This window comes from Mycobacterium intracellulare ATCC 13950 (genome assembly GCF_000277125.1).
In the GTDB taxonomy this organism is placed as follows: domain Bacteria; phylum Actinomycetota; class Actinomycetes; order Mycobacteriales; family Mycobacteriaceae; genus Mycobacterium; species Mycobacterium intracellulare.
This window is the reverse complement of record NC_016946.1, coordinates 3931783-3954983: the sequence shown is the minus strand read 5'-3', so window position 1 is coordinate 3954983 and position 23201 is coordinate 3931783. Positions and strand designations below refer to the sequence as shown.

Genomic DNA, 23201 nt, shown 5'->3' with positions numbered 1-23201 from the left:
GGGTGCGGAACTGATCCGACGATTCTTGCATGCGCACCGCTGTGGGTCATCCGCGTGCGGCGCGTACCTGGTAACGACGCTCGGCGTAGGCGAGGTCGTCGCGCCAGAGCCTGCTGGACGCGAAGCGCATGAGCGGCGTGATCAGCGGCGCCACCCGGGATGCCCGCTTGAACCCGGGCCGCCCCGAGTGCGCGATGGTGGCTTCCAGGACGGCAGTGCGGGGGCGGCCATCGGGGCCCAAACCGATTGGGGTGGCGTGGGTTTCGACGACGCTGCCTGCCCCCTCCCCGTCCACGATGCGCATGACGATGGTGCGGGCCTCCGGGCAGCTGAACTCCGCGACGACCGGCACCCCCAGGCGTCCCATCCGGAACGTCACGGCCACCAAGAAGCGGTCGGCGTGTTCGGTCGGTGTGGTGAGCACCTCGAGGCGGGTGAACGAGTACGGGTGAAACCAGGCGCCATGCCACGGATCGAGCCGGTTGGCGATGACGTCGATCGGCTCGCAGACGCCCTCCGTGCGGGCGACTGCGGCCAGGGTGTCGCCGGTCGGCCGGTCCGGAATCACCGGAAGCTCCAGCGGCGGCTCCCGTCCGACCGCATCGAGGCGCACCCAGACCAGGGTGCCGTCGTCGTGACCGGGCAACGGGCTCCAACCGAATTCGCGGGCGCGCCCGTCCAGGGTCAGCCCGTGCCACCGGCACACCAGCGTGCCGCGGTGCACCGTGCCGGTGGCGAGGTCGGCCCCCAGGTGCGGGCAACTGCGCGGTCCCACGCACAGGCGGTGCTGCTCGTCGCGCCAGGCGACGACCTCGACGCCGGCGACGAGCGCGCCGAACGGCCGCCCGCCGACCACCTGCCGGCTGGCGGCGAACGCGTACCAGTTGCCGGTGGGGCGGTGCTGTGAGCGGCGCAGCGCGGCGTCGATGACGGCGGGTTGTGCGTCGCGATAGGTCGGGCGCTGATCGGCCCACGACACACGTGGGATCACCTGCAGGGGCCAATCTTTGGGCCACGTCCGCAGGCTTTGCAGCTGGTCGCGGATCTTCATCGCCGGGCGGCTCCCTCGCGGGTGGCAAGCCATCGCAGCAGTGGTGAGCGGCCCCGGGTGGGCACCGTGGACAACGGGTGTCCGGCCAGTCCCCAGCGTTTCAGCAGTTGGTTCGCGGCGCACCACCCGGTGGTGGCGGCGCGCTCCATCAGCGCCACCGGCAGGTCGATCCGGATGGCGTCGCCGGCCAACACCAGGCCCGGTGTCGGGGTGATCACCGCGGGGCGGTCCGTATAGGTGCCCGGCGCGAAAAGCGGGCAGTCGCTGCGGTGCAGCAGCCTCTCGTGAACGATCTGTGCCGCCGCCGTTTCCGGGTACACCGCGTGCAGCCGGCGGAGCGCGGCGGCGCGCGACGGCGCCGAATCCAATGCGTAGGAATGCAATTCGACCACCGAACCCTGATGCGCGCACGCCCACGCGCGGGCTTCGCGTTCGTAGCGTTCCAGCACGCTGATGTTGTCCAGCGGCTTGTGCCCGGCCGTGCCCAGAAACGCCGGGCGCCGCGCCGAGACGGGGCGATCGAGCCAGAACCGATGCACGGCGAACGGCGGCGCGGTGCGCAGCCGCGAGATCCGGGCCCGCCAGTCATCGGTGCCAAGGCCGCTCGATCCCGCCACGATCCGCTGCAGACCCGCGACGTCGGTGGCCAGCACCACCGCGTCGACGTCGAGCCGCTCGCCGGAATCGGTGTGCACGCGAAAGCGCCCCGCCGAATCCCCCTCGATGCCCAGGGCGGCGGTGCCGAGCCGAAACCGCACCCCGCGCCCCTCGAGGTAGCCGCACAACGGCTGCCACAGCGCGCCGTCGTAGTTCGCGCACGGGACGTCGAAGATCAGGCCCTCGGCCGATCCCAGGAAGTAGATGTGGAACATGGTCGCCAACTCGGCCGCGGACAGCTTGGCGGGGTCGGCGAAGAAGCTGCGGGAGAACACCTCGAAGGCCAGATGCCGTGCGGCCTCGGGGAATCGGATGTTTTCGAGGAACGCCGCGGCGTCGATGTGGTCGAGGCGCTCGTAGGTGCCCGGCACCGACACCGCGGCCAGCGGCGCGGCGGCGCGGGCATCGATGCGGGTGAAGTCGCGAAGGCGGAACGTCGGGCTGCGCGCGGCGAAGGCGACGGCGTTCCACGGCGGGGTGCGCGGCAGCCCGCGGAAGCTGTCGCGCCGCCCCGCGCCGTCGATGAGCGGGTAATCCTCGACGGGAGCCAGCATCCGCAATCGCGGGTCGATCCGGGCCAGCAGGGCGCGCAGGTTGTAGTACTGCCGGAAGAACGCGTGGAAGCCGCGGTTCATCGCGAGGTCGACGCCGCCGTCGCGCTCGGTCCAGCCGCCGACCCGACCGCCGAGGTAGGGTTCGCGTTCGATGACCTCGACCGCGACGCCGCGCTCGGCGAGTCCGGTGGCGGCGGCCAGTCCGGCGATCCCGCCGCCGACGACGGCGACCCGGGGCCGCGACGGCAGCGCGCCGGCGTCCGGCAATCCCGTTGGTGCGGGCAATGTTCGGCGGCGACGGTCGGCGTGCGCGGTCATGACGGCGCGTCCGCCAGGAAGGTGTGCACGATGTTGGCTTCCCAGCCGGGCATCGTCTCGCTGTGCACGGCGGTGAAGCCGGCGTCGGCGAGGCGGGTCCGGAACCGCGCGGCGCCGTCGAATGCGAGCACGCTACGCCACAGGTAGCGATAGAGCGCGGTGTCGCGGGTGCGCCACCACCCGGACGGGATGATGATGCCCCAGCAGACCGCGTGCCAGATGCGGGTGGCGGCCCGGGAGTCGCGCACCGAATACTCGTGCACGGCCAGGGTGCCGCCGGGCCGCAACAGCGTGCGGAACTTGCGCAGTTGGTCGTCGCGGTCGGCGACGTTGCGGATCAGGTACGCGGCCAGGATGGCGTCGAAGGGCCCGGTGATCCCGTGCTCCGCCAATTGTTCGACGGGGGTGTGGACGAAGCGCACCGTGGCGGGCCAGTCCTTCGCGCGCGCCGCGTCGAGCATTCCGCGCGACGCGTCCACGGCGACGATGTCGGCGTGCGGCGCGACGGCGAGCAGTGCGGCCGTTGAGGCGCCCGTCCCGCAGCCGGCGTCGAGCAACCGTAAGCCCTTGCCGCGGGCCGGAATCCGCATCCGGCGCGCCGACAGCAGCAGTTGCGCGTGGTAGCCCGGGCTGGCGCCGACCAGCCGGTCGTAGGCCGCGGCACCCGCGTCGAACGCGGCTGCCAGGTCGGCGGGGGCGGGGCCCGCATCACTGACGCGCATGTTGCCGTTCCCACAGCAGCAGCACCGCGGTGACCAACGCGAAACCGAACAGAAAGTCTTCGACCGGAATGTCGAACGGGAAGCGCAGCCCGCTCAGCTGCCGATCGTCGTAGCTGACGATGGGCGAGCTGAGCTTTGTCAGCCATCCGTCGACCGGGATCTGGAATCCCAGGACGATCACCATCGACAGCCAGTAGGCCGGCCGGCGAAACAGCCCGGTGCGCAGCACCGCCAATTCCAGTGCGCAGACGGCCAATACCGCCAGCACGGCGGGCAGGGTGTAGCCGAGACCGCTCACCGCCGGTGCACCCTTGCCAGGATGGCGCCCACGGCGTTGTAGGTCAGCAGCGCGCACGCCGGAATGACGAGAAAGAACAGCACCTCTTCGATCGGCACCCGAAACGGGATGCTCAGGCCGCTGAGGTACGCGCCGTCGTAGGTCCACACGCGCGCGGCGACGGCGATCTCATCCCAGATCAGGAACACCGCGGCGACCGGCAGCACCGCCTTGAGGAAGCGTCGCCACTGTCGGTAGACGCCGGGGCCCAACGCCTCCAGCGGCGCCGTGATCAGCAGGCATGCGGCCAGGACCAGAAGGTATTGCCACCGATCGCTCATGCGGCCCCCGAGTTGAGATCGTCCCGCTCGCCATTTCGCGCCCGCCACGACCGTATCAGTCCCGCACCGGCGACCCGAAGCCGTCGAGCCCGGCCCACGGTGGCCCGGTGGTCGAACACCGCGAACTCGCTTCTTTCGATGCAGTCCAGGATCTCGGCGTACAGGGCGGCCGCGGTTGCCACGCACGGCCGTGAGCGACGCGCCAGCGTGGCGATCCCCGCCGCGGCGAATCGGTAAGTCTGACGCGCGATTTCGTGCTGCGCGGCCAGGGCGCGGCGCACCCGGGGGTCGGTGCGGCGATGCGCATGACACCACGTCAACAGCTCACGATCCACGCCGTCGGCCGCGAGTTCGTCGGTCGGCAGGTAGACCCGGCCGCGCACCAGATCTTCGTCGACATCGCGCAGGAAGTTGGTGAGCTGGAAGGCCCGGCCCAGCGCCGCGGCATACGGCGCGGCCTCCTCCATCGGCGTCACGGTTCCCAGGATCGGGAGTACCTGCAGCCCAATGGCTTCCGCGGAGCCCCGCATGTAGAGGTTGAGCGCTTCGCGGTCGGGATAGTCGGTGACCGTGAGATCCATCCGCATCGAGTTCAGGAAGTCCTCGAAGAGCCCGGCGCTGATCCGGTAGCGCCGCGCGGTGTGAGTCACCGCCGCCACCAACGGATCGTCGAGGTGGGCGCCGTCGGAGAAGAAGCGCTCGGACAGTTGCTGCAGCCGCCTGCCACGACTGCAAGGGTCCAGCCGCGGATCGAGATCGTCGAGGATGTCGTCGGCGTAGCGGGCGAAGCCGTACAGCGCGTGCACGGGCGGCCGTTGGTCGGGCGCGAGCAGCCGGGTCGCCAGGAAGAAGGTGCGGCCATGGGCGGCATTGAGTTCCCGGCACTGGCGATATCCCTCGCGCAGCCGCGGATCGTCGATTCCGGCCGCGGCCAATTCGCTGCGTATCATGGCAAACCGGCTTTCGTGTCGAGGACGGCGATGGCCCTCGTGGCGGCCCCGGTGATGCGGTCCGCGGCGAGCCGCCCGGAAATCAGGGTGGTCGGCACGCCGACGCCGGGCACCGTGGAGGAACCGGCGAGCACCGCGTTGTCGATGCCGCGCACCATGTTGGCCGGCCGGAACGGCCCGGTCTGACCGAACGTGTGGGCCAGCGCGAAGGGGCTGCCGGCCGCCATGCCCTGACGGGCCCAGTCGGCGGGTGTGACGACGTCGAGAACCGCTGCGTCCTCCCGCAATCCGGGGAGCAACCGGTCCGCGACGTGTGCGACGAGGCCCTCGGCGTAGGCGGCGCCGGCCCGCGACCAATCGATGGTGCCGCGCTCCAGGTTCGGCGCGGGGGCCAGGACGTAGAGCAGATCGCGGCCCTCGGGAGCCAGCGCCGGGTCGCCGGCCGTCGGGCGGGTCACCAGCAACGACGGATCGGTCATCAACCGGCCGTCGCGGATGATGTCGGTGAAGGTCTGATCCCATGCCTCGCCGAACAGGATGGTGTGGTGGGCCGTGTCGCGAGCGACCGCGGGGCAACCCAGGTGCGCCACCACCGCCGACGGGGAGGCCCGCAACCGCACGGCGCGGCGGGGTGTGCGGCCCAGCAGCGCGTAGGTCTGGGGCAGTTCGGTGGTCAGCACGATCGCGTCGCACGAGATGTGCCCGGCCTGTTCGGTGAGTACGGCCCTGACCCGGCCGCCGGATTGTTCGAGGGCGGTAACGGTTGCGCCGTAACGGAATTGGACGCCGGCGTCGGTGGCCGCCGCGGCCAGCGCGTCGGGCAGCGCGCGCACGCCGCCCCGCGGGAACACCACGCCCGCGATGGTGTCCATGTAGGCGATGACCGCGTAGACCGCCAGGGCGTCGCGCGGCGCCACCCCGGCGTACAGCGACTGGAAGGTGAAGATCCGCTGCAGCCGCTCATCGCTGATGTGCCGCTTGACCATGCGATCCCACCTGCGGAAGCCGCCGATCGCCGTCAGCTGCGCCAGCCGCGGCGTGAGCAGCGAGAGCGGGGAATCGAAATTGGCACCGATGAACCCGTCGAATTCGGTGCGGTACAACCTGGTCAGCCACGTGCGCAGCCGCCGGTAGCCCGCCGCCTGCCCGGAACCGGCGAAGTCGGCGATTGCGTCGGCCATCCGGTCTGCGTCACTGTGCACATCGAGCGCGCTGCCGTCGGCGAACACGGCGCGGTAGGCGGGATCAACCGGCGAGAGCTCCAGCCGGTTGGACCTTGTCTCGCCGACGGCCGCGAAGGTCTCGTCGATGATGTCCGGCATCGTGAGCACCGTTGGCCCGGTGTCGATCCGGTACCCGTCGATGTCGAGGCGCCCGGCCCGCCCGCCCGGCCATGGCTCACGTTCCACCACGGTGACCGCGCGCCCCCGCCCGGCCAGGTGCAGCGCCGCGGACAGGCCGGCCAGGCCGGCGCCGACCACCACGACGTGATCGGTGCGTCCGTCGATGGTCCGCATGGTCAACGCGCTCCCGACTCGGTACCGGTCATACGGCGCGATCCGTACAAGCCGCCGCCATTTCGGCCAGCGCGATGCGAACGGGCTCCTCGATCGGCAGGTCCCCGAGGTGGGCGCGCGCGGACGCGACGCGGTCGCCGATCATCTCTTCGATCAGCCCCACGGCCCCGGTCCCGATGATCAGCGCCTTCCACCTGTCGATCGCGTCACGCCCGAGGGCTTCACGATTCGCCAGCTCGGTGAGTTCACGGCGGGTCGCGGGATCGGCCAGCTGGTGGGCGGCCACCACGACGCTGGTTGCCTTGCGCTCGAGCAGGTCTATCGCGCTGGCTTTACCCGTTACCGCGGGTGAACCGAAGACGCCGAGCACGTCGTCGCGGAGCTGAAACGCCTCGCCGACGGCGCGGCCGTAGCGGCCCAGTTGGCACAGCGTGTGAGCGCCGCAGCCGGCCATGGCCGCCCCGATCTCCAGGGGTCGGCGCACGGTGTAGTTGCCCGATTTGCGCCGTGCCACATCGAGAACGAATTCCAGCCCGGGCGCCTGCCGCGCGTCGTTGATCAGGTCGGCGAACTGTCCCACGGCGAGCTCGGTGCGCATCGCGTCGTAGCGCGGCCACGCCAATTGCAGCCGCCGGGGATCGATTCCGCTGTCCCGCAGCATTTGTTCGGCCCAGATCAGGCACAGATCTCCGAGCAGGATGGCCGCGGACTCGCCGAATCGCCGTGAGGCGCCGGGCAATCCGCGTTCCCGGTGCCACCGCCCGAATTGCCGGTGCGCCGACGGGCGGCCGCGCCGCACGTCGGAGCCGTCCATGACGTCGTCTTGCAGCAGCGCGAAGGCGTGCACCAACTCAAAGCTCGCCGCGGCCCGCAACGCCGCGGGGTCGGCCGGCGCGCCGCACAGCCACCCCAGGTACACGAACGTCGACCGCAGGCATTTACCGCCGGAGACGAAGTCGGCCAGGATGTCGCCGACCGCTTCGATGCCCGCCCCGTCCAGGTCGGCGGCGCGTCGCTGCGCGACGAACTCGGCGACCTCGACCAAAACCCTCCGCCGGACCTCCGACCGCCACTCGCCGAAGTCGTCACCGCCCGAGGAGCCCGTCACGGGCGGTGATGCGCCCGCGGGCGAAAACGACAAAGCTCCCATGGTGCCCAAGCGCTCCCTCCCGGACGGCTGGGAATGGCCGGGCCTGCGCTGGCCCGGCACACGCGGTCATACCCGCCGACGAGGCGGGCAAACCACGGCACGAGCCGCCAGGCCCCGCCCCGCGCCGCCCGGTGGGAGATACCACGTTGTTCAATAACTTAAACATTCACTTGATGAAGGTGATCCGTGTTTGCCGAGTCACGCTGGGCCCGAAACCGAGCACGGAGCCGAAACGCCAACCCGTGCGGTGTTTTAACCCCCATCGGGGTCACGACGCGGCGCTGCGGGGGACCCGGCTACGCGGCTGTCTCGGGCGGGCGAGTTCGGAGACGAAACGCCGTCGCGCCGCAAGGATGTCTTCGATGGTTTGAAAGGCCTCCGGTACCGAGTCGGTGGTCGCCAACCCGTTGTCGTGCACGATCCGCAGCAGCGGCCGGATCGCCTTGCCGGTGACCACGCTGCAGTGCACGCGGGCTTTACGGAGCTCGTCGTTGACGAACAGCAGCGCCCGAAAGCCCTCGACGCTGAGGAAGCGCAGTCGGCTCAAATCGAGGACCACCGGGGTCTTGAGCCGGGCGAAGCCGCGGATGGCTTCGGTGAGGTCTCTCGCATTCGCGGCATCGATCTCGCCGTCGACGCGCACCACCGTGGCGAGGCAGCGCGCATAGACGAACACGTGCGCCCTGGCGAATTGGGCCATGTGGCGGCCGCGTGTGGGATGTTGTTGGTCCGCCGAATCCGCGGAGTGAAGAGCAGCCATTGAAGCGCCTATCGATTGTGGTGAGAAGGGAGTGACCAGTGTTTGCACACCGCTCCCGCTAAAGACGCAGCTGTGAACTCAACCTGACAGCAGCCTAGCGTCCCCGCCGTCGCGCGGTAGCAAAGTTTCGTTTTCTGGACGGTGAGCAACGACGCCGATGAACCCGGTGGTGAATGCGTGTTTGGCGGCGTAACCGCGGGGTATACGCGGGCCACGTAACAAACGCGACGAATCCCTTGACGGACGGACGCGAGGGGTGGTGCGGCCCAATGGAAAAGCTCGGCCGCCGCTGGTGCCGGTTAGCGCTTGCGCCCGCTGCCATCATGATGTTTATCGGCGCACCGGGATGGGCTGGCGCCGACCCGGGGATCACGGTGTTTCCGGGAATGGAGATTCGTCAGGGCAACACGGTATGCATGCTCGGAATGGTCGAGCCGCGGCTGCGGGTCGCGCTGACCAGCGGGCAGTGCGACGGTGGGCAGTCGATGGTGACCGACCGTGACCGCAAGCCGATCGGCGATGTGGTCCTCGGCCGTAGGCAGGTCGACACGGACTCGGCTGCGGACACGTCGATGCTGCCGGTCGAATACGAAGTCATCGCTCTTGCAGGCAATGTCACGGCCTCGGACGTGTTGCCCACGGGCCGGCAGTTGCGGTCGACGCCCGGGCTGCGCGCGCAGCCGGGCCTGCCCGTGTGTCAGCTGCGCCGCTCGACCGGGCAGCGCTGCGGGCCGGTCGGCACGGTCACCAACGGCCGTTTCGCCATCCCCGACATGGTCGTGGACGGTCGCGACTTCGGCGGCCCGGTCTACGCGCTGACCGACGACAACAAGGCCGTCATCGTGGGGCTCTACGAGGGCATGTGGAGGGCCTCACCCCAGTTCGAGTCGTGGCAGGCGGTCATGGCGCAGGTCTACATCGACAGCCACTCCTACAGCGGGCAACAACAGCTGCCCGCTCTGCGCATGATCAACTGGCGCACCGCCGCTCGCGCTGTGGCGGCGCCGTAGCCGTCCCGTCGTCACCCAGGGACGTCGCGCGGCGTGTTTCCCCCGACACAGAACGGGAATCCGCCGCCGGTGAATGTTTTCGATCTTGTGGCGCTGCCCTTCCAGTGGGGCTCCGCGATCCGGGGCAAACGGATCTTTCATCCGAGCGGGGTGCTGGCGAGGGGCTTCATCGAACGCATCGCCCCGGCGGGTCAGGGCTTGCCGATCCCCTCGTCGGAGATCGTTGCCCGGGTATCCAAGGCCAGCGGCACACCGGGCGCGCTGCCCGACTTCGTCGGCCTGGCTTTCCGGTTGACGCCCCCGGAGCCGGCGGGAAAGCCGTGGGACATCTTGCTCGTGTCCGCCGGGTCGGGGGTGCTGTCCCGGGCGGTGGCGCTGCGGCCGACCGCGTCGTGGAACGGACAGACACTGACCACCCTGATGCCGTTGCACTATCAGAACCACAATTGGTGGCTGCGGGCCCGCACCCCGAGCGACATCGACGGCCTCGGCTTGTCGCTGGCCAACGTCCGCAACCGTCTCGAACGCGGCAATATCGAGATCGCGCTCGACCAAGCCTGCGGCAGAGGGCATTTCACCCCGGTGGGCCACTTGACGCTGACCGCGGTCGTCGACGACGAACAGCATCGCGACGTGTCGTTCGATCCCGTCGTCAACACCGCGCCGGGCCTGAGCCTGCACCCGCGGTGGCTCGCCGACCTGCGCGCCCGCGCGTATCGGCAGAGCCGTGACGGCAGGGATGCCGATGAGTAACCGGGCGTAGGAAAGGGGGTAGCCGGTGCCCAAGCGCATCGTGATCACCGGGGCCAGCGGCAACGTCGGCACCGCCTTACTGCGCCGGCTCACCGCCGACGACTCGGACTATGAGATCGTCGGAATCAGCCGGAGGCGACCGCCTTCGGACGACGTGTACCGGTCCGCCCACTGGCACGAGCTGGACCTGGCCGACTCGGGCGTGGAGCTCGAGCTGCTCAAGGTCTTCCGCGGGGCCGCGTGCGTGGTCCATCTGGCGTGGGGTTTCCAGCCCACACGCAACAGGCGTTATTTGGACGCGGTCGGGGTCAACGGCAGCGCGGCGGTATTGAGCGCGGCACACAACGCGAAAGTGCCGCACCTGCTGCACATGTCGTCGGTGGGGACCTACGCCGCCGGGCGATACGGGCAGAAGGTCGACGAGACCTTCTCGACCGCGGGCATACCATCCTCCGCGTACAGCAGGGCGAAATCCGCGGTGGAGCACATGCTCGACGGCTACGAGGGGCACAACCCCGACGGGGTCGGAATCACCCGGATGAGGCCCGGTTTCATCCTGCAGCGCGACGCCGCGTTGGGCCTGCGACGCTACACCCTGCCCGCCTACGTGGACCCGCGTTGGGTGCGCTGGTTGCCGCTGCTACCGCTGGACCGCTCGCTGAGCGTGTCCATCGTGCACGCCGACGACGTCGCCGACGCGTGCGTCAAGGCGATCGAGCGCCGCGCACTCGGGCCCTTCAACCTGGCCGCCGAACCGCCGGTCGGCCGCGATGACATCGCAAAGGCGTTGCGGGCACGCCCGATTCACGTGCCCTCCCCGCTACTGGGGCTGTTGGTGGCGGCGTCGTGGCGGGCCAGGTTGCAACCCCTCGATCGTGGCTGGCTGGACATGGCGTTTTCGTTGCCGCTGCTGGGCACCGACCGCGCGCGTAACGTTCTCGGATGGTCGCCGCGGTGGAGTTCCGAGGCTGCGCTGGCCGACCTGGTCGACGGGTTCTTGCATACCTGGGGAACCCAGAGCCCCGTCCTTCGTGCGCGTTCGTGCGCCGAGGCCATCAGCCGCGACCTTCACGAAGGCCCGCTCACCGTCCGCCGGGTGCCCTAACCGTTGACTGCCCGCGGCCCAACAGGTGACGCAGCGCCTGGGTCAGGTCGGGTTGACGGAACCGGTGCCCGGCCGCGACGAGCTTGCGGGGTGCCACCCGCTGGCTCGCGCAGGCCAGTTCGCGGGCGCCCTGCCCCCCGAGCAGGAGGCGAGGCCCCAGCGACGGCACCGGCAACACGGCCGGCCGATGCAGCACCGCCGCCAGGGTCGACGTGTACTCCGCGTTGCGGACGGGTTGCGGCGCAACGGCATTCACGGGCCCCGACAGCGCCGTGTCCCACAGCGCGCGGTGATACACATCGACCAGGTCGTCGATTCCGATCCAGGACAGCCATTGCCTGCCGTCGCCCAATCGCCCCCCGAGCCCGGCGGCAAACAGCGGACGCATCAGCCTCAGCGTGCCGCCGCGCGGTGACTGGACGATGCCGGTGCGCACCCGCACCACCCGCAGCCCCGCCTCCTGCGCGGGTGCGGTCGCCTCCTCCCAGTCGGCCACCACGTCGGCCAGGAATCCCTCCCCACGGTCGCTGTCCTCGCTCAGCGTGTCGTCGCCGCGGTCGTATCCGTAATAGCCGACCGATGACGCCGAGATCAGCACGGCGGGCCGGGGGTCGGTGCGGGCCAAGAGTTCGGCGAGGCGCCGGGTGGGCCCAATCCTGCTGTCCCGGATGGCATCCCGGTGCTTGTCGGTGAACCGTCCGGCGATGGAGGCGCCAGCCAGATGGATGACCGCGTCGACTCCGGCCAACAGCTGCGGGTCGGGATCCTCGGGGTCCCAACGCCGTTCGTCGGTGTCGCGTGCGTCGCGCCTGACCAGCAGGATGACCCGGTGCCCGCCGGTGCGCAGAAACGCCGTCAGCGCCGAACCGACCAGCCCCGACGATCCGGTGACGGCGATCGTCGATCGCTTCAGACCGTTCTCGGCGGCCAACCGGTGGGCAGCCAAGTCGTCGGCCAGCTGGCGGTGCCGGTAGTCGAACATGGGCCGCAACAGCGATCCCGGCACCGCGGTCTCGACCCGGTCGATCACCCGCGTGCGGTCATCGCCGATGTCTACGAACTCGTGGGTGTGGCGCCAGCGCAACGCCATTCGCGCCGGAAGCGTGGCCAGGCCGTCACCACCGAGGGCGTCGACGAACCGGCGCGGGGGATCGTAGCCGTCCGGCTGATGCACGGCGATCCAGCGCAGGCCGCCGGGCAGCGCCAGCGTCGCCCGCCCGTCCTCGAGCGAGGATGCCTCGGCGATGAGGCGCATCGGCTGCCACGGCGGCGAGAGGCGGTGGAAGGCACCCGGCCTGGCATGCCAATCGAAGACGTCCGTGATCGGCGCGTGCACCACGCTCGAATAGTCCAGGCCCATGCCTGAAACGTTAGAAAGCTCGCTACCGGTCCGGCAAGGCGTGTTCGACGATGGGGAGTCGCGCCTGCGGCTGCCGCTCGCCGCGCTTGGCCGACAGATAGACCTGCGCGGTCTTGTCGGCCACCGTATGCCAATCGAAGTCGGACGTGAGGCGTTCGCGGGCGGCCCGGGCGCGTTGTTGCGCGGCGCGCGGATCGTCGAGGACGGTGCGAATCGCCGCGGCCAGCCGGGTCACGTCCCGGGGCGGGCACGATACGCCGGTCCGACCGTCGATCACCGCCTCGCCCAGCCCGCCGATGTTCGACGTCACCAGGGGAGTGCCGGCCGCGGCCGCCTCGAGCGCCACGATGCCGAACGGCTCGTAGTGGCTGGGCAACACCGCGGCGTCGGCGCGATGCAGTACGGCCAACAGCTCCGCGTGCTCGAGGTGCCCGACGAACCGAATCGCCTTGAACACCCGGTGTTTACGGGCTTGCTCGATGAGCCAGCCCTGCTGGGTGCCCTCGCCGGCGATGGTCAGCGTGGTGCCCGGGTGGGTGCGCCTGACCCGCGGGAGCGCGGCGATGACGTCGTGCACCCCCTTTTCGTACTCCAGCCGCCCCAGGTAAAGCAGTTCGGCCGGCCCCGTGCGCGGCCGCCGCGCCGCGAACGGCCACCGCGCCGTCTCGATGCCGTTGCAGATCACGGTGATCTCGGCCAGCCCCGGACCGAACAGTTCGGTGATCTCGTCGGCCATCGACCCCGAACAGGTGATCAGCGAATCGGATTCGCGCACCAGCCAGGACTCGACCGCGTGCACCTGACGGCTGAGCGCGCCGCTGACCCAGCCGGAATGCCGACCGGCCTCGGTCGCGTGGATCGTGGAAACCATTGGCACGTCATAGAATTGGGCCAGCGCGATCGCCGGATGGGCCACCAGCCAGTCGTGGGCGTGCACGACGTCGGGCCGCCACGCGTGGCTGCTGCCGGGTTTCTTCAGGCTCAGCCCGGCGCGGACCATGGAATGCCCCATCGCGAGCGTCCAGGCCATCATGTCGGTGCCGAAGGTGAACTCGTGCGGATCCTGCGCGGCCGCGATCACCCGAACACCCTCGCTGATCTGGTCGGACGACGGATGGCTGCGGGGATCGGTCCCGGTGGGTCGGCGTGACAGCACCACGACGTCGTGACCTGCGGCCGCCAGCGCGGTGGACAGGTGGTGGACGTGCCGGCCGAGCCCGCCGACGACCACCGGCGGGTACTCCCACGACACCATCAGGATCTTCACTTCGTGGTCCACCTCATCGGGGCAACCTGCGGGCGTCGAGGGCGCCGAAGAGTCCGTCCGCGCGGTTCCACCCCTCCGCCAGGCGCTGCGCGGTGTCGCGCCGCCCGGACGCCAGCGCCCCCGCGATCTCACGGGTGGCGTGCGCGTGCAGGTGGGCGCGGTAGCGGGCGTAGTCGGCGGCCGAATCCTTGCTCACCATGAACGGCCAGTCGCTGGAGACCGTCAGCAAGGTTTCGCGCAGGATCTGGTCGGCGACGTGGTCGCGGGGGATGGGCCCGTCCAGCGTCGCGGTTTGGGACAGCGCCTTGTCGACGGTGCTCAGCGCGGTGTCGACCACTTCGTTGTTGAGCTGCACCAGGTCGGCGACCTGGTCGCCGGCCCACACCTGCCAGTCCTTGCCCGAACCCCACGAGCTGGGCGGCAGGGCCACCGGGCTACCGACGAAGCCGTCGGCGATCGCGTCGGTCAGGGTGCCCACCCGCACGCCGGCCTCGGGCAGGGCGCGCAGCACCCGCTCCAACCAGGTCGGGCCCTCGTACCACCAGTGGCCGAACAGCTCGGTGTCGAAGGCGGCGATCACATGCGCGGGCCGCCCGATGCGCGCGGACTCGCTCGTCAGGCGGTTGCGGACCGTCTCGACGAAGTCGGCGACGTGAATGTCGACGGCGTGGTCGGCCCGCTCGGGGTCGTAGGGCGCCTTGCCTTCCGAGGGCACGTTGCGGCCGGTGACCCTGGCCGGCTTGAGCCCGGTGAGGTGGTCATAGGTGTGGAAATCGCGATAGGCGGCGTGCCCGGGGTAGCCGGACTTCGGCGACCACACCCGGTAGCTGACCTGCAGGTCGCGCCCGAACGCCACCACGTCGGTGTCGCCGACGGGCCGGCCCAGCGCAGTGTCGCCGTGCAGTGACGGGCCGTCGACCATGAAGTGCGTGACCCCGGCGGCGGCGTAGTCGTGTTCGAGCCCGGGCGCGTACGCGCATTCGGGCGCCCAGATGCCGGTGGGGGTGTGCGCCAGCCGCTGCCCGGCGTCGGCCAGCCCCTCGCGCAGGGCGAACTCGCGCAGGCGGGGGGCGAGCAGCGGTTGGAACGGGTGGGCCAGCGGCCCGCCGAGCAGCTCCACCGTGCCGGCGTCGAGCAACCCGCGCAGCGGCGCGCTGCCGCCGTGCCGCCATAGGGTGGCGAAGTCCTCAAGGGCGTTCTCGGCCTCCGCCTCCTCGCGAATCCCCAAGGCGCGCAACGCCTCCGGCGTGCACGACTGATAGCCGGCCGACTTCGATCGGGGAATCGACCGCACACTGGCCGCCTCGGCTGCGCGCAGCCGCCAGTTCGCCAGCCAATGATGCATGCCGCCAAGGCAATACGGGTCGTCGAGTTGCGCGTTCACCACCGGCGTGACGCCGAGCGTGATCAGTCCCTGGCGGTCCTCGCCGGCCAGCGTGTTCAGCACGCGCATCAGCGGCAGGTAGGCCGCCGCCCAGGATTGATACAGCCATTCCTCACCGACCGGCCAGCGGCCGTGGTGGGCCAGCCACGGAAGATGGGTGTGCAAAACCAGGGTGAACAGGCCGGGGACCCGGTCTGGCGTCGAGTTCACGGCGCTACCGCGATTGCGATCAGGTCGAGGCTGTCGTCGATGTGCCGGCCGGTCGCCGCGCCGGATCCGCTTTCTACGAGTTCGAAGTCGTCGGTGGTGACCGCGGCGACGTCCGCCGCCAGGTCGGGTGGCCACGGGGCGTCGGTTACCGCGCGCGCGATCTGCGCGTCGATGATCGAACCGCCGTGCCGGGCGTCCATCTCCTGCAGCCGCGGACCGTGGAACAGGCCGCTGATCGACACGTCCGAAAAACCGCCGGCGATGAGCAGCTCAGCCATCTCGTCGGCGTTGAGTTCGCGGGTGTGGAACGGGTTGATCGGGGTGTCGCGCCCGGGCGAGAAGGTGATCCGGTTGGGCGTCGACATCATCAGCAGCCCCGACGGTCGCAGCACCCGCGCGCACTCGGCGACGAATTGTGTTTGGTCCCACAGATGCTCGATGACCTGGAAGTTGACCACAATGTCCACCGACGAATCGGGCAGCGGGAGCCGCGCGAGGTTGGCCTGCATGACGTCCACCCGGGGGTAGCGGGCGCGGACGTGGGCCACGGCGGACTCGTCGTAGTCCACCGCGATGACGCGGCGAGCGACGCCGGCGATCAGGTCGGCGCCGTATCCCTCGCCGCAGCCCGCCTCGAGCACCTCGCGGCCCACGCAGCGCTCGGCAAGCCGCTGGTAGACCACCTCGTGGCGCCGAAACCAGTAGTTTTCGATGTCCAAACCCGGGATGGTGCGCTCGCCCGTCAGCATCATCACCGCGTCGCCCACCGACGCGGTGACGCCGGGGGTGTGCGGGGGGAGGTCAGGTACCGGTGCGCTCATTGCATAGGCAGGCTAACGCGAAGTGTCGGATTCGCGAACCACACAAGTGGGTAACCCCGCGCGCGCAGGGGGAGGCGGGCCGCAAGAACCTGCAGCACTACCAGCTATGGTGTGAAGGCATACCGCACAAAGTTACCGGGTAGTAACACGGCTGTGCGTTGCGAAAAACGCGTACCGAGGTCTCGCAGTCGAGCGCTGCGGACCCCTTCGAGGAGGACGAACCACACTCATGACGAACATCGTGGTCCTGATTAAGCAGGTCCCAGACACTTGGTCAGAGCGCAAGCTGACAGACGGCGATTACACGCTGGACCGCGAGGCCGCCGACGCGGTGCTGGACGAGATCAACGAGCGCGCGGTAGAAGAGGCCCTGCAGATCCGGGAGAAGGAAGCCGCCGACGGCGTCGAGGGGTCGGTGACCGTGCTGACCGCGGGTCCCGAGCGCGCCACCGAAGCGATCCGCAAGGCCCTGTCGATGGGCGCCGACAAGGCCGTCCACCTCAAGGACGACGGCCTGCACGGCTCCGACGTGGTGCAGACCGGGTGGGCGCTGGCCCGCGCGCTGGGCACCATCGAGGGCACCGAGCTGGTGATCGCCGGTAACGAGGCCACCGACGGCACCGGCGGGGCGGTCCCGGCCATCATCGCCGAGTACCTGGGCCTGCCGCAGCTCACCCACGTGCGCAAGCTCTCCCTCGAGGGCGACAAGGTGACCGGCGAGCGCGAGACCGACGACGGCGTCTTCAACCTCGAGGCCACGCTGCCCGCGGTCGTCAGCGTCACCGAGAAGATCAACGAGCCGCGCTTCCCGTCGTTCAAGGGCATCATGGCCGCCAAGAAGAAAGAGGTCACGGTGCTGACCTTGGCCGAGATCGGGGTCGAAAGCGACGAGGTCGGGCTGGCCAACGCCGGATCCACCGTGCTGTCGTCGACGCCGAAGCCGCCGAAGACCGCGGGTGAGAAGGTCACCGACGAGGGCGAGGGCGGCAACCAGGTCGCCCAGTACCTGGTCGCCCAGAAGATCATCTAATTCGAGCACCCCATCGAAGACCATTCCTGAGACGAGAAGAGCGATATAACCATGGCTGAAGTATTGGTGCTCGTGGAGCACGCCGAAGGTGCGCTGAAGAAGGTCACCTCCGAATTGATCACCGCCGCCCGCGCGCTGGGCGAGCCCTCCGCCGTCGTGGTCGGGGCGCCGGGGACGGCCGCCCCGCTGGCCGACGGGCTGAAGGAGGCCGGCGCCGCCAAGATCTACGTCGCCGAGTCCGACGACGTGGACAAGTACCTGATCACCCCGGTGGTCGACGTGCTTGCCGCGCTGGCCGAGTCGAACGCGCCCGCGGCCGTGCTGCTGGCCGCCAACGCCGACGGCAAGGAAATCGCCGGCCGGCTCGCGGCCCGGATCGGTTCCGGTCTGCTGGTCGACGTGGTCGAGGTCAAGGAGGGCCCCAAGGCCATCCACTCGATCTTCGGTGGCGCGTTCACCGTCGAGGCCCAGGCCAACGGCGACACCCCGGTGATCACCCTGCGCGCCGGCGCCGTCGACGCCGAGCCGTCCGCCGGAGCCGGCGAGCAGGTCACCGTCGAGGTCCCGGCCCCCGCCGAGAACGCCACCAAGATCACCGCCCGCGAGCCCGCGGTCGCCGGTGACCGCCCCGAGCTGTCCGAGGCCACCATCGTGGTCTCCGGCGGTCGCGGCGTGGGCAGCGCGGAGAACTTCAGCGTGGTCGAGGCCCTGGCCGACTCGCTCGGCGCGGCCGTCGGCGCGTCTCGTGCCGCCGTCGACTCCGGCTACTACCCGGGCCAGTTCCAGGTGGGCCAGACGGGTAAGACGGTCTCGCCGCAGCTCTACATCGCGCTGGGCATCTCCGGTGCGATCCAGCACCGCGCCGGGATGCAGACGTCCAAGACCATCGTCGCGGTCAACAAGGACGAAGAGGCACCCATCTTCGAGATCGCCGACTACGGCGTGGTGGGCGACCTGTTCAAGGTCGCCCCGCAGCTGACCGACGCGATCAAGGCACGCAAGGGCTGAGCTTCTCGGCCTCGAAGAGCCCCCGGCGCCGCGGCGCCGGGGGCTTTCTTGTGTGCCACGCCCGTCCGGTGCGTCACACCGGCCCCACCAGTCCCCGGCCCAGGGGGATGTGCCGTTGTGCCCACCTCCGAGCGACAACCGCAACGGCGGCCGTCGTTGTCGCTCGGAGGTGGGCACAAAGCTCCTCCCGCCTTCCAGTGATCCGAGTGACGGATGGGACGACGGCGCCCCCGCGTCGTCGGTTGGCTCGGTCTCATTTCGTCATCTGACGTGCACCGACACGTCACAGCGCCGATGCCGACCCGCTCACCGGCTACGCCACGTTGTGTCTCATGAGCATCGCTTCTGTCCTCATCCCCGCCGACAAGCTCAGCGGCGCGTCGACCACGCCGCGCTACTCGCTGTTGCTGTCCACCGATCCCGGCCTGATCGAAGCGGCGCAGCGACTCCGGTATGACGTCTTCACCAGCACCCCCGGCTTCGCCCTGCCGCCGGACGGCGGGCACGGATCGGACCGGCGCGACGAGGACCGCTTCGACGAGTTCTGCGACCACCTGCTGGTCCGGGACGACAACACCGGTGAGCTGGTGGGCTGCTACCGCATGCTGGCGCCGGCGGGCGCCATCGCGGCCGGCGGGCTCTACACCGCCACGGAATTCGACATCCGCGCGTTCGACCCGCTGCGGCCGTCCCTGGTCGAGATGGGGCGCGCCGTGGTGCGCGACGGGCACCGCAACGGCGGCGTGGTGCTGCTGATGTGGGCGGGCATCCTGGCTTACCTCGACCGCTACGGCTACGACCACGTCACCGGGTGCGTGTCGGTGCCCATCGGCGACGAGGCCGACGATCAACCGCCGGGCAGCCGGCTGCGCGGCGTCCGCGACGTCATCCTGGCCCGTCACGGCGCGCCCGCGCACCACCGGGTGCGGCCACACCGCCCCGTCGTCGTCGACGGGACCGCGCTCGACGACATCCCGGCGCCCGCGCGGCCCTCGGTTCCGGCGCTGCTGCGCGGCTACCTGCGGCTGGGCGCGCGGGTGTGCGGGGAGCCCGCGCACGACCCGGATTTCGGTGTCGGTGACTTCTGCGTGCTGCTGGGCAAACAGCACGCCGACACCCGATACCTGAAACGCCTCCGCTCGGTGTCGGCCGCCGCGGAGATGGCGGGGAAATGACCGGCATCGCGCACTCCTGGCTACCGCGCGCCTCGTGCGGCGCCGGCTGCGTGCGCCCCGGCGACGCGGTCGCCTGCCCGCCGCCGCTGGTGGCGCTGCGGGTCACGCTTCGCCTGCTGCTGGCGCTGCTGCTCGCGCCGGGGCTGCCGCTGCTGGCCCTGCCACTGCCGGGCCGCACCCGCGTGCAGCGCATCTATTGCCGGCTGGTGCTGCGCTGCTTCGGTGTCCGGATTGCGGTGTCGGGCAACCCGATTCGCAACCTGCGCGGTGTGCTGGTGGTCAGCCCGCACATGTCGTGGCTCGACGTCTTCGCGATCGGCTCGGTGTTGCCCGGGTCGTTCGTCGCCCGTGCCGACATGTTCAGCGGGCCGGCGACCGCGATCGTGGCCCGCGTCTGCAAGGTCATCCCGATCGAGCGGTCCAGTTTGCGGCGGCTGCCCGGCGTGGTGGACGCCGTCGCCCACCGGCTGCGCGCCGGGCAGACGGTGGTGGCGTTTCCGGAGGGCACCACGTGGTGTGGTCGCGACTGCGGGGCGTTCTATCCGGCCATGTTCCAGGCCGCGATCGATGCCGGACGGCCGGTGCAGCCCCTGCGGCTGACCTACCACCACATCGATGGCGGCCTCTCGACGGTGCCGGCCTTCGTCGGCGACGAGACCCTGCTGGGCTCGATCCGCCGGCTGCTCGCGCAGCGCCGCACGCTGGCGCGGGTGCACGTCGAGTCGCTGCAGCTCCCGGGGACCGATCGGCGTGCCCTGGCCGGCCGCTGCCAGTCGGCGGTGGGCGCCGGAACGGCCCGGGGCGCTGGTCACGGGCGCGTGCTGGTGGCCTGAGCCCACCGGTGGGCCGGTATCGTGGGTCGCGTCATGGTCTATTTGGATCACGCCGCCACCACCCCGATGCACCCCGCCGCCGTCGAGGCGATGACGGCTGTGCTGGGCACGGTGGGCAACGCCTCCTCGCTGCACACCAGCGGCCGGGCGGCGCGGCGCCGCATCGAGGAATCCCGAGAACTGATTGCCGACAAGCTGGGGGCGCGTCCCTCGGAGGTGATCTTCACCGCCGGCGGCACCGAGAGCGACAACCTGGCCGTCAAGGGCATCTACTGGGCCCGGCGCGACGCCGAGCCGCGGCACCGGCGCATCGTCACCAGCGAGGTCGAACACCACGCCGTGCTGGACTCGGTCAATTGGCTCGTCGAGCACGAGGGAGCCGAAGTGACGTGGTTGCCGACCGCGCCCGACGGCTCGGTGTCGGCGGCGGCGCTGCGCGAGGTGCTCACCCACCACGACGATGTCGCGCTGGTCTCGGTCATGTGGGCCAACAACGAGGTCGGCACCGTGCTGCCCGTCGCCGAACTCGCCGCCGTCGCAGCCGAATTCGGGGTGCCGATGCACAGCGATGCCATTCAGGCGGTGGGGCAGTTGCCGGTGGACTTCGCCGCCAGCGGGCTGTCGGCGATGAGCGTGACCGCGCACAAGTTCGGGGGCCCCGCGGCCGTGGGTGCGCTGCTGTTGCGCCGCGACGTCGCGTGCGTGCCGCTCGCACACGGCGGCGGCCAGGAGCGCGACATCCGTTCGGGGACGGCCGATGTCGCCGGTGCGGTCGGAATGGCCGCGGCGGCCCGGATCTCGATCGACGGGCTCGAGGTCAACAGCGCCCGGCTGCGGGCGCTGCGGGACCGGCTGGTCGACGGGGTGCTCGGCGGCATCGAGGACGTCAGCCTCAACGGTGCCCGCGACCCGCTGCGCCTTCCCGGCAACGCGCACTTCACGTTCCGCGGTTGCGAGGGCGATGCGCTGTTGATGCTCCTGGACGCCAACGGAATCGAGTGCTCGACCGGTTCGGCGTGCACCGCCGGTGTCGCGCAGCCCTCGCACGTGCTGATGGCCATGGGAGCCGACCCGACCAGCGCCCGCGGGTCGCTGCGACTCTCATTGGGGCACACCAGTGTTGACGCCGACGTCGATGCGGTGCTGCGGGTGCTGCCCGGGGCGGTGGAGCGGGCGCGTCGGGCGGCCCTGGCCGCGGCGGGGGCGTCCTAAGTGAAGGTGCTTGCAGCCATGAGCGGTGGCGTCGACTCGTCGGTCGCCGCGGCCCGGATGGTCGACGCCGGACACGACGTGGTGGGCGTGCACCTGGCGCTGTCGTCCTCGCCCGGCACGCTGCGCAGCGGCTCGCGCGGCTGCTGCTCGAAAGAGGACGCCTCGGACGCGCGGCGGGTCGCCGACGTGCTCGGAATACCGTTCTACGTCTGGGATTTCGCGGAAAAGTTCCAGGCGGACGTCATCGACGAATTCGTGTCGTCCTATGCGCGCGGCGAGACGCCCAACCCGTGCGTGGTGTGCAATCAGAAGATCAAGTTCTCGGCCCTGTCGGCGAGAGCCGTTGCGCTCGGGTTCGACACGGTGGCCACCGGCCACTACGCCCGGCTTTCCGGCGGTCGGCTGCGCCGCGCCGTGGACCACGACAAGGACCAGTCCTACGTGCTGGCCGTGCTGAGCGCCGAGCAGCTGCGCCACGCCGCGTTCCCGATCGGCGACACCCCCAAGTCACAGATCCGCGCCGAAGCCGCCCGCCGCGGCCTGGCCGTCGCCGAAAAGCCGGACAGTCACGACATCTGCTTCATCCCGTCGGGCGACACCCGAGCCTTTTTGGGCTCACGCATCGGGGTTCGCCGCGGTGCCGTGGTCAATGCGGACGGGACGGTGCTCGCCGAGCACGACGGCGTGCACGGCTTCACCATCGGGCAACGCAAGGGTCTCGGCATCGCCGGGCCCGGCCCCGACGGTCGCCCGCGCTACGTGACCGCGATCGACGCCGAGACCGCGACCGTGCGGGTGGGGGACGTGGCCGAACTCGAAGTGCGCGAATTGACCGGGCGGGCACCGGTATTCACCTCGGGTGTGACGCCGTCGGGGCCGATCGAGTGCGCGGTTCAGGTGCGCGCGCACGGTGAGACGGCCGACGCCGTGGCCGAACTCGTCGGCGGCGAACTCGTCGTGCGGTTGCGCGTCCCGCTGCGCGGTGTCGCGCCGGGCCAGACGCTGGTGCTGTACCGGCCCGACCCCGACGGGGACGAGGTGATCGGCAGCGCCGTCATCGCCGCGACGTCGCGCTGATCGCGAACTAGCGCGGCACGTTCGCGGCGATGTTCGTCATCACGATGTCGGACACCGATTGCGCGAAGCCGCAGAACGTGACCTCCAGCATGGCCACCGACAGGATCCGGTAGTCGCGGCCGCAACCGCCGGGCCGCAGGTGCAGCGAGGTGCCGTCGGCGTTCCACTCGCCGACGTAGAGCTGCCCACCCGAGCCGTTCGCGCAGTCCCCGACGGTGCCCACCAGGGCGTTGAAGGCGGTCCGCGCGATCTCGGCGTCGCGATAGGCCGCCGCGCCCTCCGAGATCAACGCGCCGTCGGGCGGGTCCTGAAAGGTCGTCTTGTGAAACGCCTCGAGGTCGGTCCCGAAGGTCGCGGTCTCGTCGTAGATGAACCGGCACTCCCGCGGCGCGGTCTGGGCCAGCGCGTCGATGTTCACCGGGCTGGTGCCGTCCATCGAGGGAATGATGGTCAGGTGCTCACCGGCGCCGGTGATCGCACGCATCCGCGACTGGTCCAGCAGGATCGTGTCGACGTTGATGCCCTGCACCACCCTGCGGTTGGTGTCGGGACCCGCGAGCGCCGCGCCGTCCACCACCCGGGTGCACGACACCGCCATCAGCACCGCCCCGCACCACAGCGGCAGCCTCGCCCACTTCGTCCTCTGCGACACCGTTTTT

At 70.4% G+C, this 23201-nt stretch carries 23 protein-coding genes; 9 read left to right on the top strand and 14 right to left on the bottom strand.

All coding sequences use genetic code 11. From position 1 onward, the window contains the following. Positions 1–46: 46 nt before the first annotated feature. The 9 genes from OCU_RS43055 to OCU_RS43015 all read right to left on the bottom strand — a co-directional run bounded on the left by OCU_RS43055 (position 47) and on the right by OCU_RS43015 (position 8237). Positions 47–1051, bottom strand: coding sequence for a DUF5914 domain-containing protein (locus tag OCU_RS43055; RefSeq protein WP_014380758.1), 1005 nt, complete (start codon positions 1049–1051; stop codon positions 47–49). Further along, positions 1048–2580 (bottom strand): FAD-dependent oxidoreductase, encoded by a 1533-nt coding sequence (locus tag OCU_RS43050; protein ID WP_014380757.1) that lies wholly within the window; start codon positions 2578–2580, stop codon positions 1048–1050. The genes OCU_RS43055 and OCU_RS43050 overlap by 4 nt, the downstream gene beginning before the upstream one ends. Beyond that, on the bottom strand, positions 2577–3302 hold the full coding sequence (locus tag OCU_RS43045) for a class I SAM-dependent methyltransferase (RefSeq protein ID WP_014380756.1): 726 nt from the start codon (positions 3300–3302) through the stop codon (positions 2577–2579). The genes OCU_RS43050 and OCU_RS43045 overlap by 4 nt, the downstream gene beginning before the upstream one ends. Beyond that, the gene (locus OCU_RS43040) at positions 3289–3600 is read right to left on the bottom strand and encodes a lycopene cyclase domain-containing protein (RefSeq protein ID WP_014380755.1); all 312 of its coding nucleotides are present in this window, start codon (positions 3598–3600) and stop codon (positions 3289–3291) included. Before OCU_RS43040 ends, OCU_RS43045 begins: the two co-directional genes overlap by 14 nt. Then, entirely contained in the window at positions 3597–3920 is a 324-nt protein-coding gene (locus tag OCU_RS43035) for a lycopene cyclase domain-containing protein (RefSeq protein WP_014380754.1), read from the bottom strand. The genes OCU_RS43040 and OCU_RS43035 overlap by 4 nt, the downstream gene beginning before the upstream one ends. Beyond that, a complete protein-coding gene (locus tag OCU_RS43030) occupies positions 3917–4870 on the bottom strand; it encodes a phytoene/squalene synthase family protein (RefSeq protein ID WP_014380753.1) in 954 nt (317 codons plus the stop codon). Before OCU_RS43030 ends, OCU_RS43035 begins: the two co-directional genes overlap by 4 nt. Then, on the bottom strand, positions 4867–6387 hold the full coding sequence (gene crtI, locus OCU_RS43025) for a phytoene desaturase family protein (RefSeq protein ID WP_036390014.1): 1521 nt from the start codon (positions 6385–6387) through the stop codon (positions 4867–4869). The genes OCU_RS43030 and crtI overlap by 4 nt, the downstream gene beginning before the upstream one ends. 28 nt (positions 6388–6415) lie before the next feature. Next, complete coding sequence (locus OCU_RS43020) at positions 6416–7537, bottom strand: polyprenyl synthetase family protein (RefSeq protein ID WP_179300674.1); 1122 nt, start codon at positions 7535–7537, stop codon at positions 6416–6418. A 268-nt stretch (positions 7538–7805) separates the two neighbouring features. Further along, positions 7806–8237 (bottom strand): STAS domain-containing protein, encoded by a 432-nt coding sequence (locus OCU_RS43015; protein WP_009955839.1) that lies wholly within the window; start codon positions 8235–8237, stop codon positions 7806–7808. A gap of 329 nt (positions 8238–8566) precedes the next feature. Between OCU_RS43015 and OCU_RS43010 the strand changes: the two genes are divergently transcribed. The 3 genes from OCU_RS43010 to OCU_RS43000 all read left to right on the top strand — a co-directional run bounded on the left by OCU_RS43010 (position 8567) and on the right by OCU_RS43000 (position 11165). Further along, on the top strand, positions 8567–9307 hold the full coding sequence (locus OCU_RS43010) for an Rv1815 family serine proteinase (protein ID WP_014380751.1): 741 nt from the start codon (positions 8567–8569) through the stop codon (positions 9305–9307). Positions 9308–9376: 69 nt separating this feature from the next. After that, on the top strand, positions 9377–10060 hold the full coding sequence (locus OCU_RS43005) for a hypothetical protein (RefSeq protein ID WP_014380750.1): 684 nt from the start codon (positions 9377–9379) through the stop codon (positions 10058–10060). 25 nt (positions 10061–10085) lie between these two features. Further along, entirely contained in the window at positions 10086–11165 is a 1080-nt protein-coding gene (locus tag OCU_RS43000) for an NAD-dependent epimerase/dehydratase family protein (RefSeq protein ID WP_009955841.1), read from the top strand. Here the strand turns inward: OCU_RS43000 and OCU_RS42995 are convergent. Genes OCU_RS42995 through OCU_RS42980 form a run of 4 tightly spaced genes read right to left on the bottom strand, consistent with a single transcriptional unit; the run spans position 11143 to position 16207 of the window. Then, a complete protein-coding gene (locus tag OCU_RS42995) occupies positions 11143–12525 on the bottom strand; it encodes a TIGR01777 family oxidoreductase (RefSeq protein ID WP_009955842.1) in 1383 nt (460 codons plus the stop codon). The genes OCU_RS43000 and OCU_RS42995 overlap by 23 nt on opposite strands. Positions 12526–12547: 22 nt before the next feature. Next, positions 12548–13792 (bottom strand): glycosyltransferase family 4 protein, encoded by a 1245-nt coding sequence (locus OCU_RS42990; RefSeq protein ID WP_009955843.1) that lies wholly within the window; start codon positions 13790–13792, stop codon positions 12548–12550. Between the two features lie 13 nt (positions 13793–13805). Beyond that, positions 13806–15386 carry a 1,4-alpha-glucan branching protein domain-containing protein gene (locus OCU_RS42985; RefSeq protein WP_009955845.1) on the bottom strand — a complete coding sequence of 527 codons (1581 nt, stop codon included), beginning with the start codon at positions 15384–15386 and terminating at the stop codon, positions 13806–13808. Beyond that, on the bottom strand, positions 15383–16207 hold the full coding sequence (locus OCU_RS42980; RefSeq protein WP_014385494.1) for a class I SAM-dependent methyltransferase: 825 nt from the start codon (positions 16205–16207) through the stop codon (positions 15383–15385). The genes OCU_RS42985 and OCU_RS42980 overlap by 4 nt, the downstream gene beginning before the upstream one ends. 229 nt (positions 16208–16436) lie before the next feature. Here OCU_RS42980 and OCU_RS42975 point away from each other — a divergent pair, with 229 nt between their 5' ends. The 6 genes from OCU_RS42975 to mnmA all read left to right on the top strand — a co-directional run bounded on the left by OCU_RS42975 (position 16437) and on the right by mnmA (position 22542). Next, complete coding sequence (locus tag OCU_RS42975) at positions 16437–17237, top strand: electron transfer flavoprotein subunit beta/FixA family protein (protein WP_008259088.1); 801 nt, start codon at positions 16437–16439, stop codon at positions 17235–17237. Positions 17238–17288: 51 nt separating this feature from the next. Further along, positions 17289–18245, top strand: a complete 957-nt coding sequence (locus OCU_RS42970; protein WP_009955847.1) for an electron transfer flavoprotein subunit alpha/FixB family protein — start codon at positions 17289–17291, stop codon at positions 18243–18245. Between the two features lie 332 nt (positions 18246–18577). After that, positions 18578–19420, top strand: coding sequence for a GNAT family N-acetyltransferase (locus tag OCU_RS42965; protein ID WP_014380749.1), 843 nt, complete (start codon positions 18578–18580; stop codon positions 19418–19420). After that, a complete protein-coding gene (locus OCU_RS42960; RefSeq protein WP_014380748.1) occupies positions 19417–20253 on the top strand; it encodes a lysophospholipid acyltransferase family protein in 837 nt (278 codons plus the stop codon). The genes OCU_RS42965 and OCU_RS42960 overlap by 4 nt, the downstream gene beginning before the upstream one ends. A 33-nt stretch (positions 20254–20286) precedes the next feature. Then, a complete protein-coding gene (locus tag OCU_RS42955; protein WP_009954359.1) occupies positions 20287–21465 on the top strand; it encodes a cysteine desulfurase family protein in 1179 nt (392 codons plus the stop codon). Continuing rightward, a complete protein-coding gene (gene mnmA, locus OCU_RS42950) occupies positions 21466–22542 on the top strand; it encodes a tRNA 2-thiouridine(34) synthase MnmA (protein WP_009954358.1) in 1077 nt (358 codons plus the stop codon). 7 nt (positions 22543–22549) lie between these two features. On the opposite strand, the gene OCU_RS42945 is transcribed toward mnmA, so the two are convergent. Continuing rightward, positions 22550–23140, bottom strand: a complete 591-nt coding sequence (locus OCU_RS42945; protein WP_179293501.1) for a sensor domain-containing protein — start codon at positions 23138–23140, stop codon at positions 22550–22552. Between the last annotated feature and the right edge of the window lie 61 nt (positions 23141–23201).

What these genes read in the sequence shown, in the direction of transcription:
- OCU_RS43055 (WP_014380758.1), bottom strand. Translation starts at nt 1,051, where the DNA reads ATGAAGATCCGCGACCAGCTGCAAAGCCTGCGGACGTGGCCCAAAGAT.
- OCU_RS43050 (WP_014380757.1), bottom strand. Translation starts at nt 2,580, where the DNA reads ATGACCGCGCACGCCGACCGTCGCCGCCGAACATTGCCCGCACCAACG.
- OCU_RS43045 (WP_014380756.1), bottom strand. Translation starts at nt 3,302, where the DNA reads ATGCGCGTCAGTGATGCGGGCCCCGCCCCCGCCGACCTGGCAGCCGCG.
- OCU_RS43035 (WP_014380754.1), bottom strand. Translation starts at nt 3,920, where the DNA reads ATGAGCGATCGGTGGCAATACCTTCTGGTCCTGGCCGCATGCCTGCTG.
- OCU_RS43030 (WP_014380753.1), bottom strand. Translation starts at nt 4,870, where the DNA reads ATGATACGCAGCGAATTGGCCGCGGCCGGAATCGACGATCCGCGGCTG.
- crtI (WP_036390014.1), bottom strand. Translation starts at nt 6,387, where the DNA reads ATGCGGACCATCGACGGACGCACCGATCACGTCGTGGTGGTCGGCGCC.
- OCU_RS43020 (WP_179300674.1), bottom strand. Translation starts at nt 7,537, where the DNA reads ATGGGAGCTTTGTCGTTTTCGCCCGCGGGCGCATCACCGCCCGTGACG.
- OCU_RS43015 (WP_009955839.1), bottom strand. Translation starts at nt 8,237, where the DNA reads ATGGCCCAATTCGCCAGGGCGCACGTGTTCGTCTATGCGCGCTGCCTC.
- OCU_RS43010 (WP_014380751.1), top strand. Translation starts at nt 8,567, where the DNA reads ATGGAAAAGCTCGGCCGCCGCTGGTGCCGGTTAGCGCTTGCGCCCGCT.
- OCU_RS42995 (WP_009955842.1), bottom strand. Translation starts at nt 12,525, where the DNA reads ATGGGCCTGGACTATTCGAGCGTGGTGCACGCGCCGATCACGGACGTC.
- OCU_RS42980 (WP_014385494.1), bottom strand. Translation starts at nt 16,207, where the DNA reads ATGAGCGCACCGGTACCTGACCTCCCCCCGCACACCCCCGGCGTCACC.
- OCU_RS42975 (WP_008259088.1), top strand. Translation starts at nt 16,437, where the DNA reads ATGACGAACATCGTGGTCCTGATTAAGCAGGTCCCAGACACTTGGTCA.
- OCU_RS42970 (WP_009955847.1), top strand. Translation starts at nt 17,289, where the DNA reads ATGGCTGAAGTATTGGTGCTCGTGGAGCACGCCGAAGGTGCGCTGAAG.
- OCU_RS42965 (WP_014380749.1), top strand. Translation starts at nt 18,578, where the DNA reads ATGAGCATCGCTTCTGTCCTCATCCCCGCCGACAAGCTCAGCGGCGCG.
- OCU_RS42960 (WP_014380748.1), top strand. Translation starts at nt 19,417, where the DNA reads ATGACCGGCATCGCGCACTCCTGGCTACCGCGCGCCTCGTGCGGCGCC.
- OCU_RS42955 (WP_009954359.1), top strand. Translation starts at nt 20,287, where the DNA reads ATGGTCTATTTGGATCACGCCGCCACCACCCCGATGCACCCCGCCGCC.
- OCU_RS42945 (WP_179293501.1), bottom strand. Translation starts at nt 23,140, where the DNA reads ATGGCGGTGTCGTGCACCCGGGTGGTGGACGGCGCGGCGCTCGCGGGT.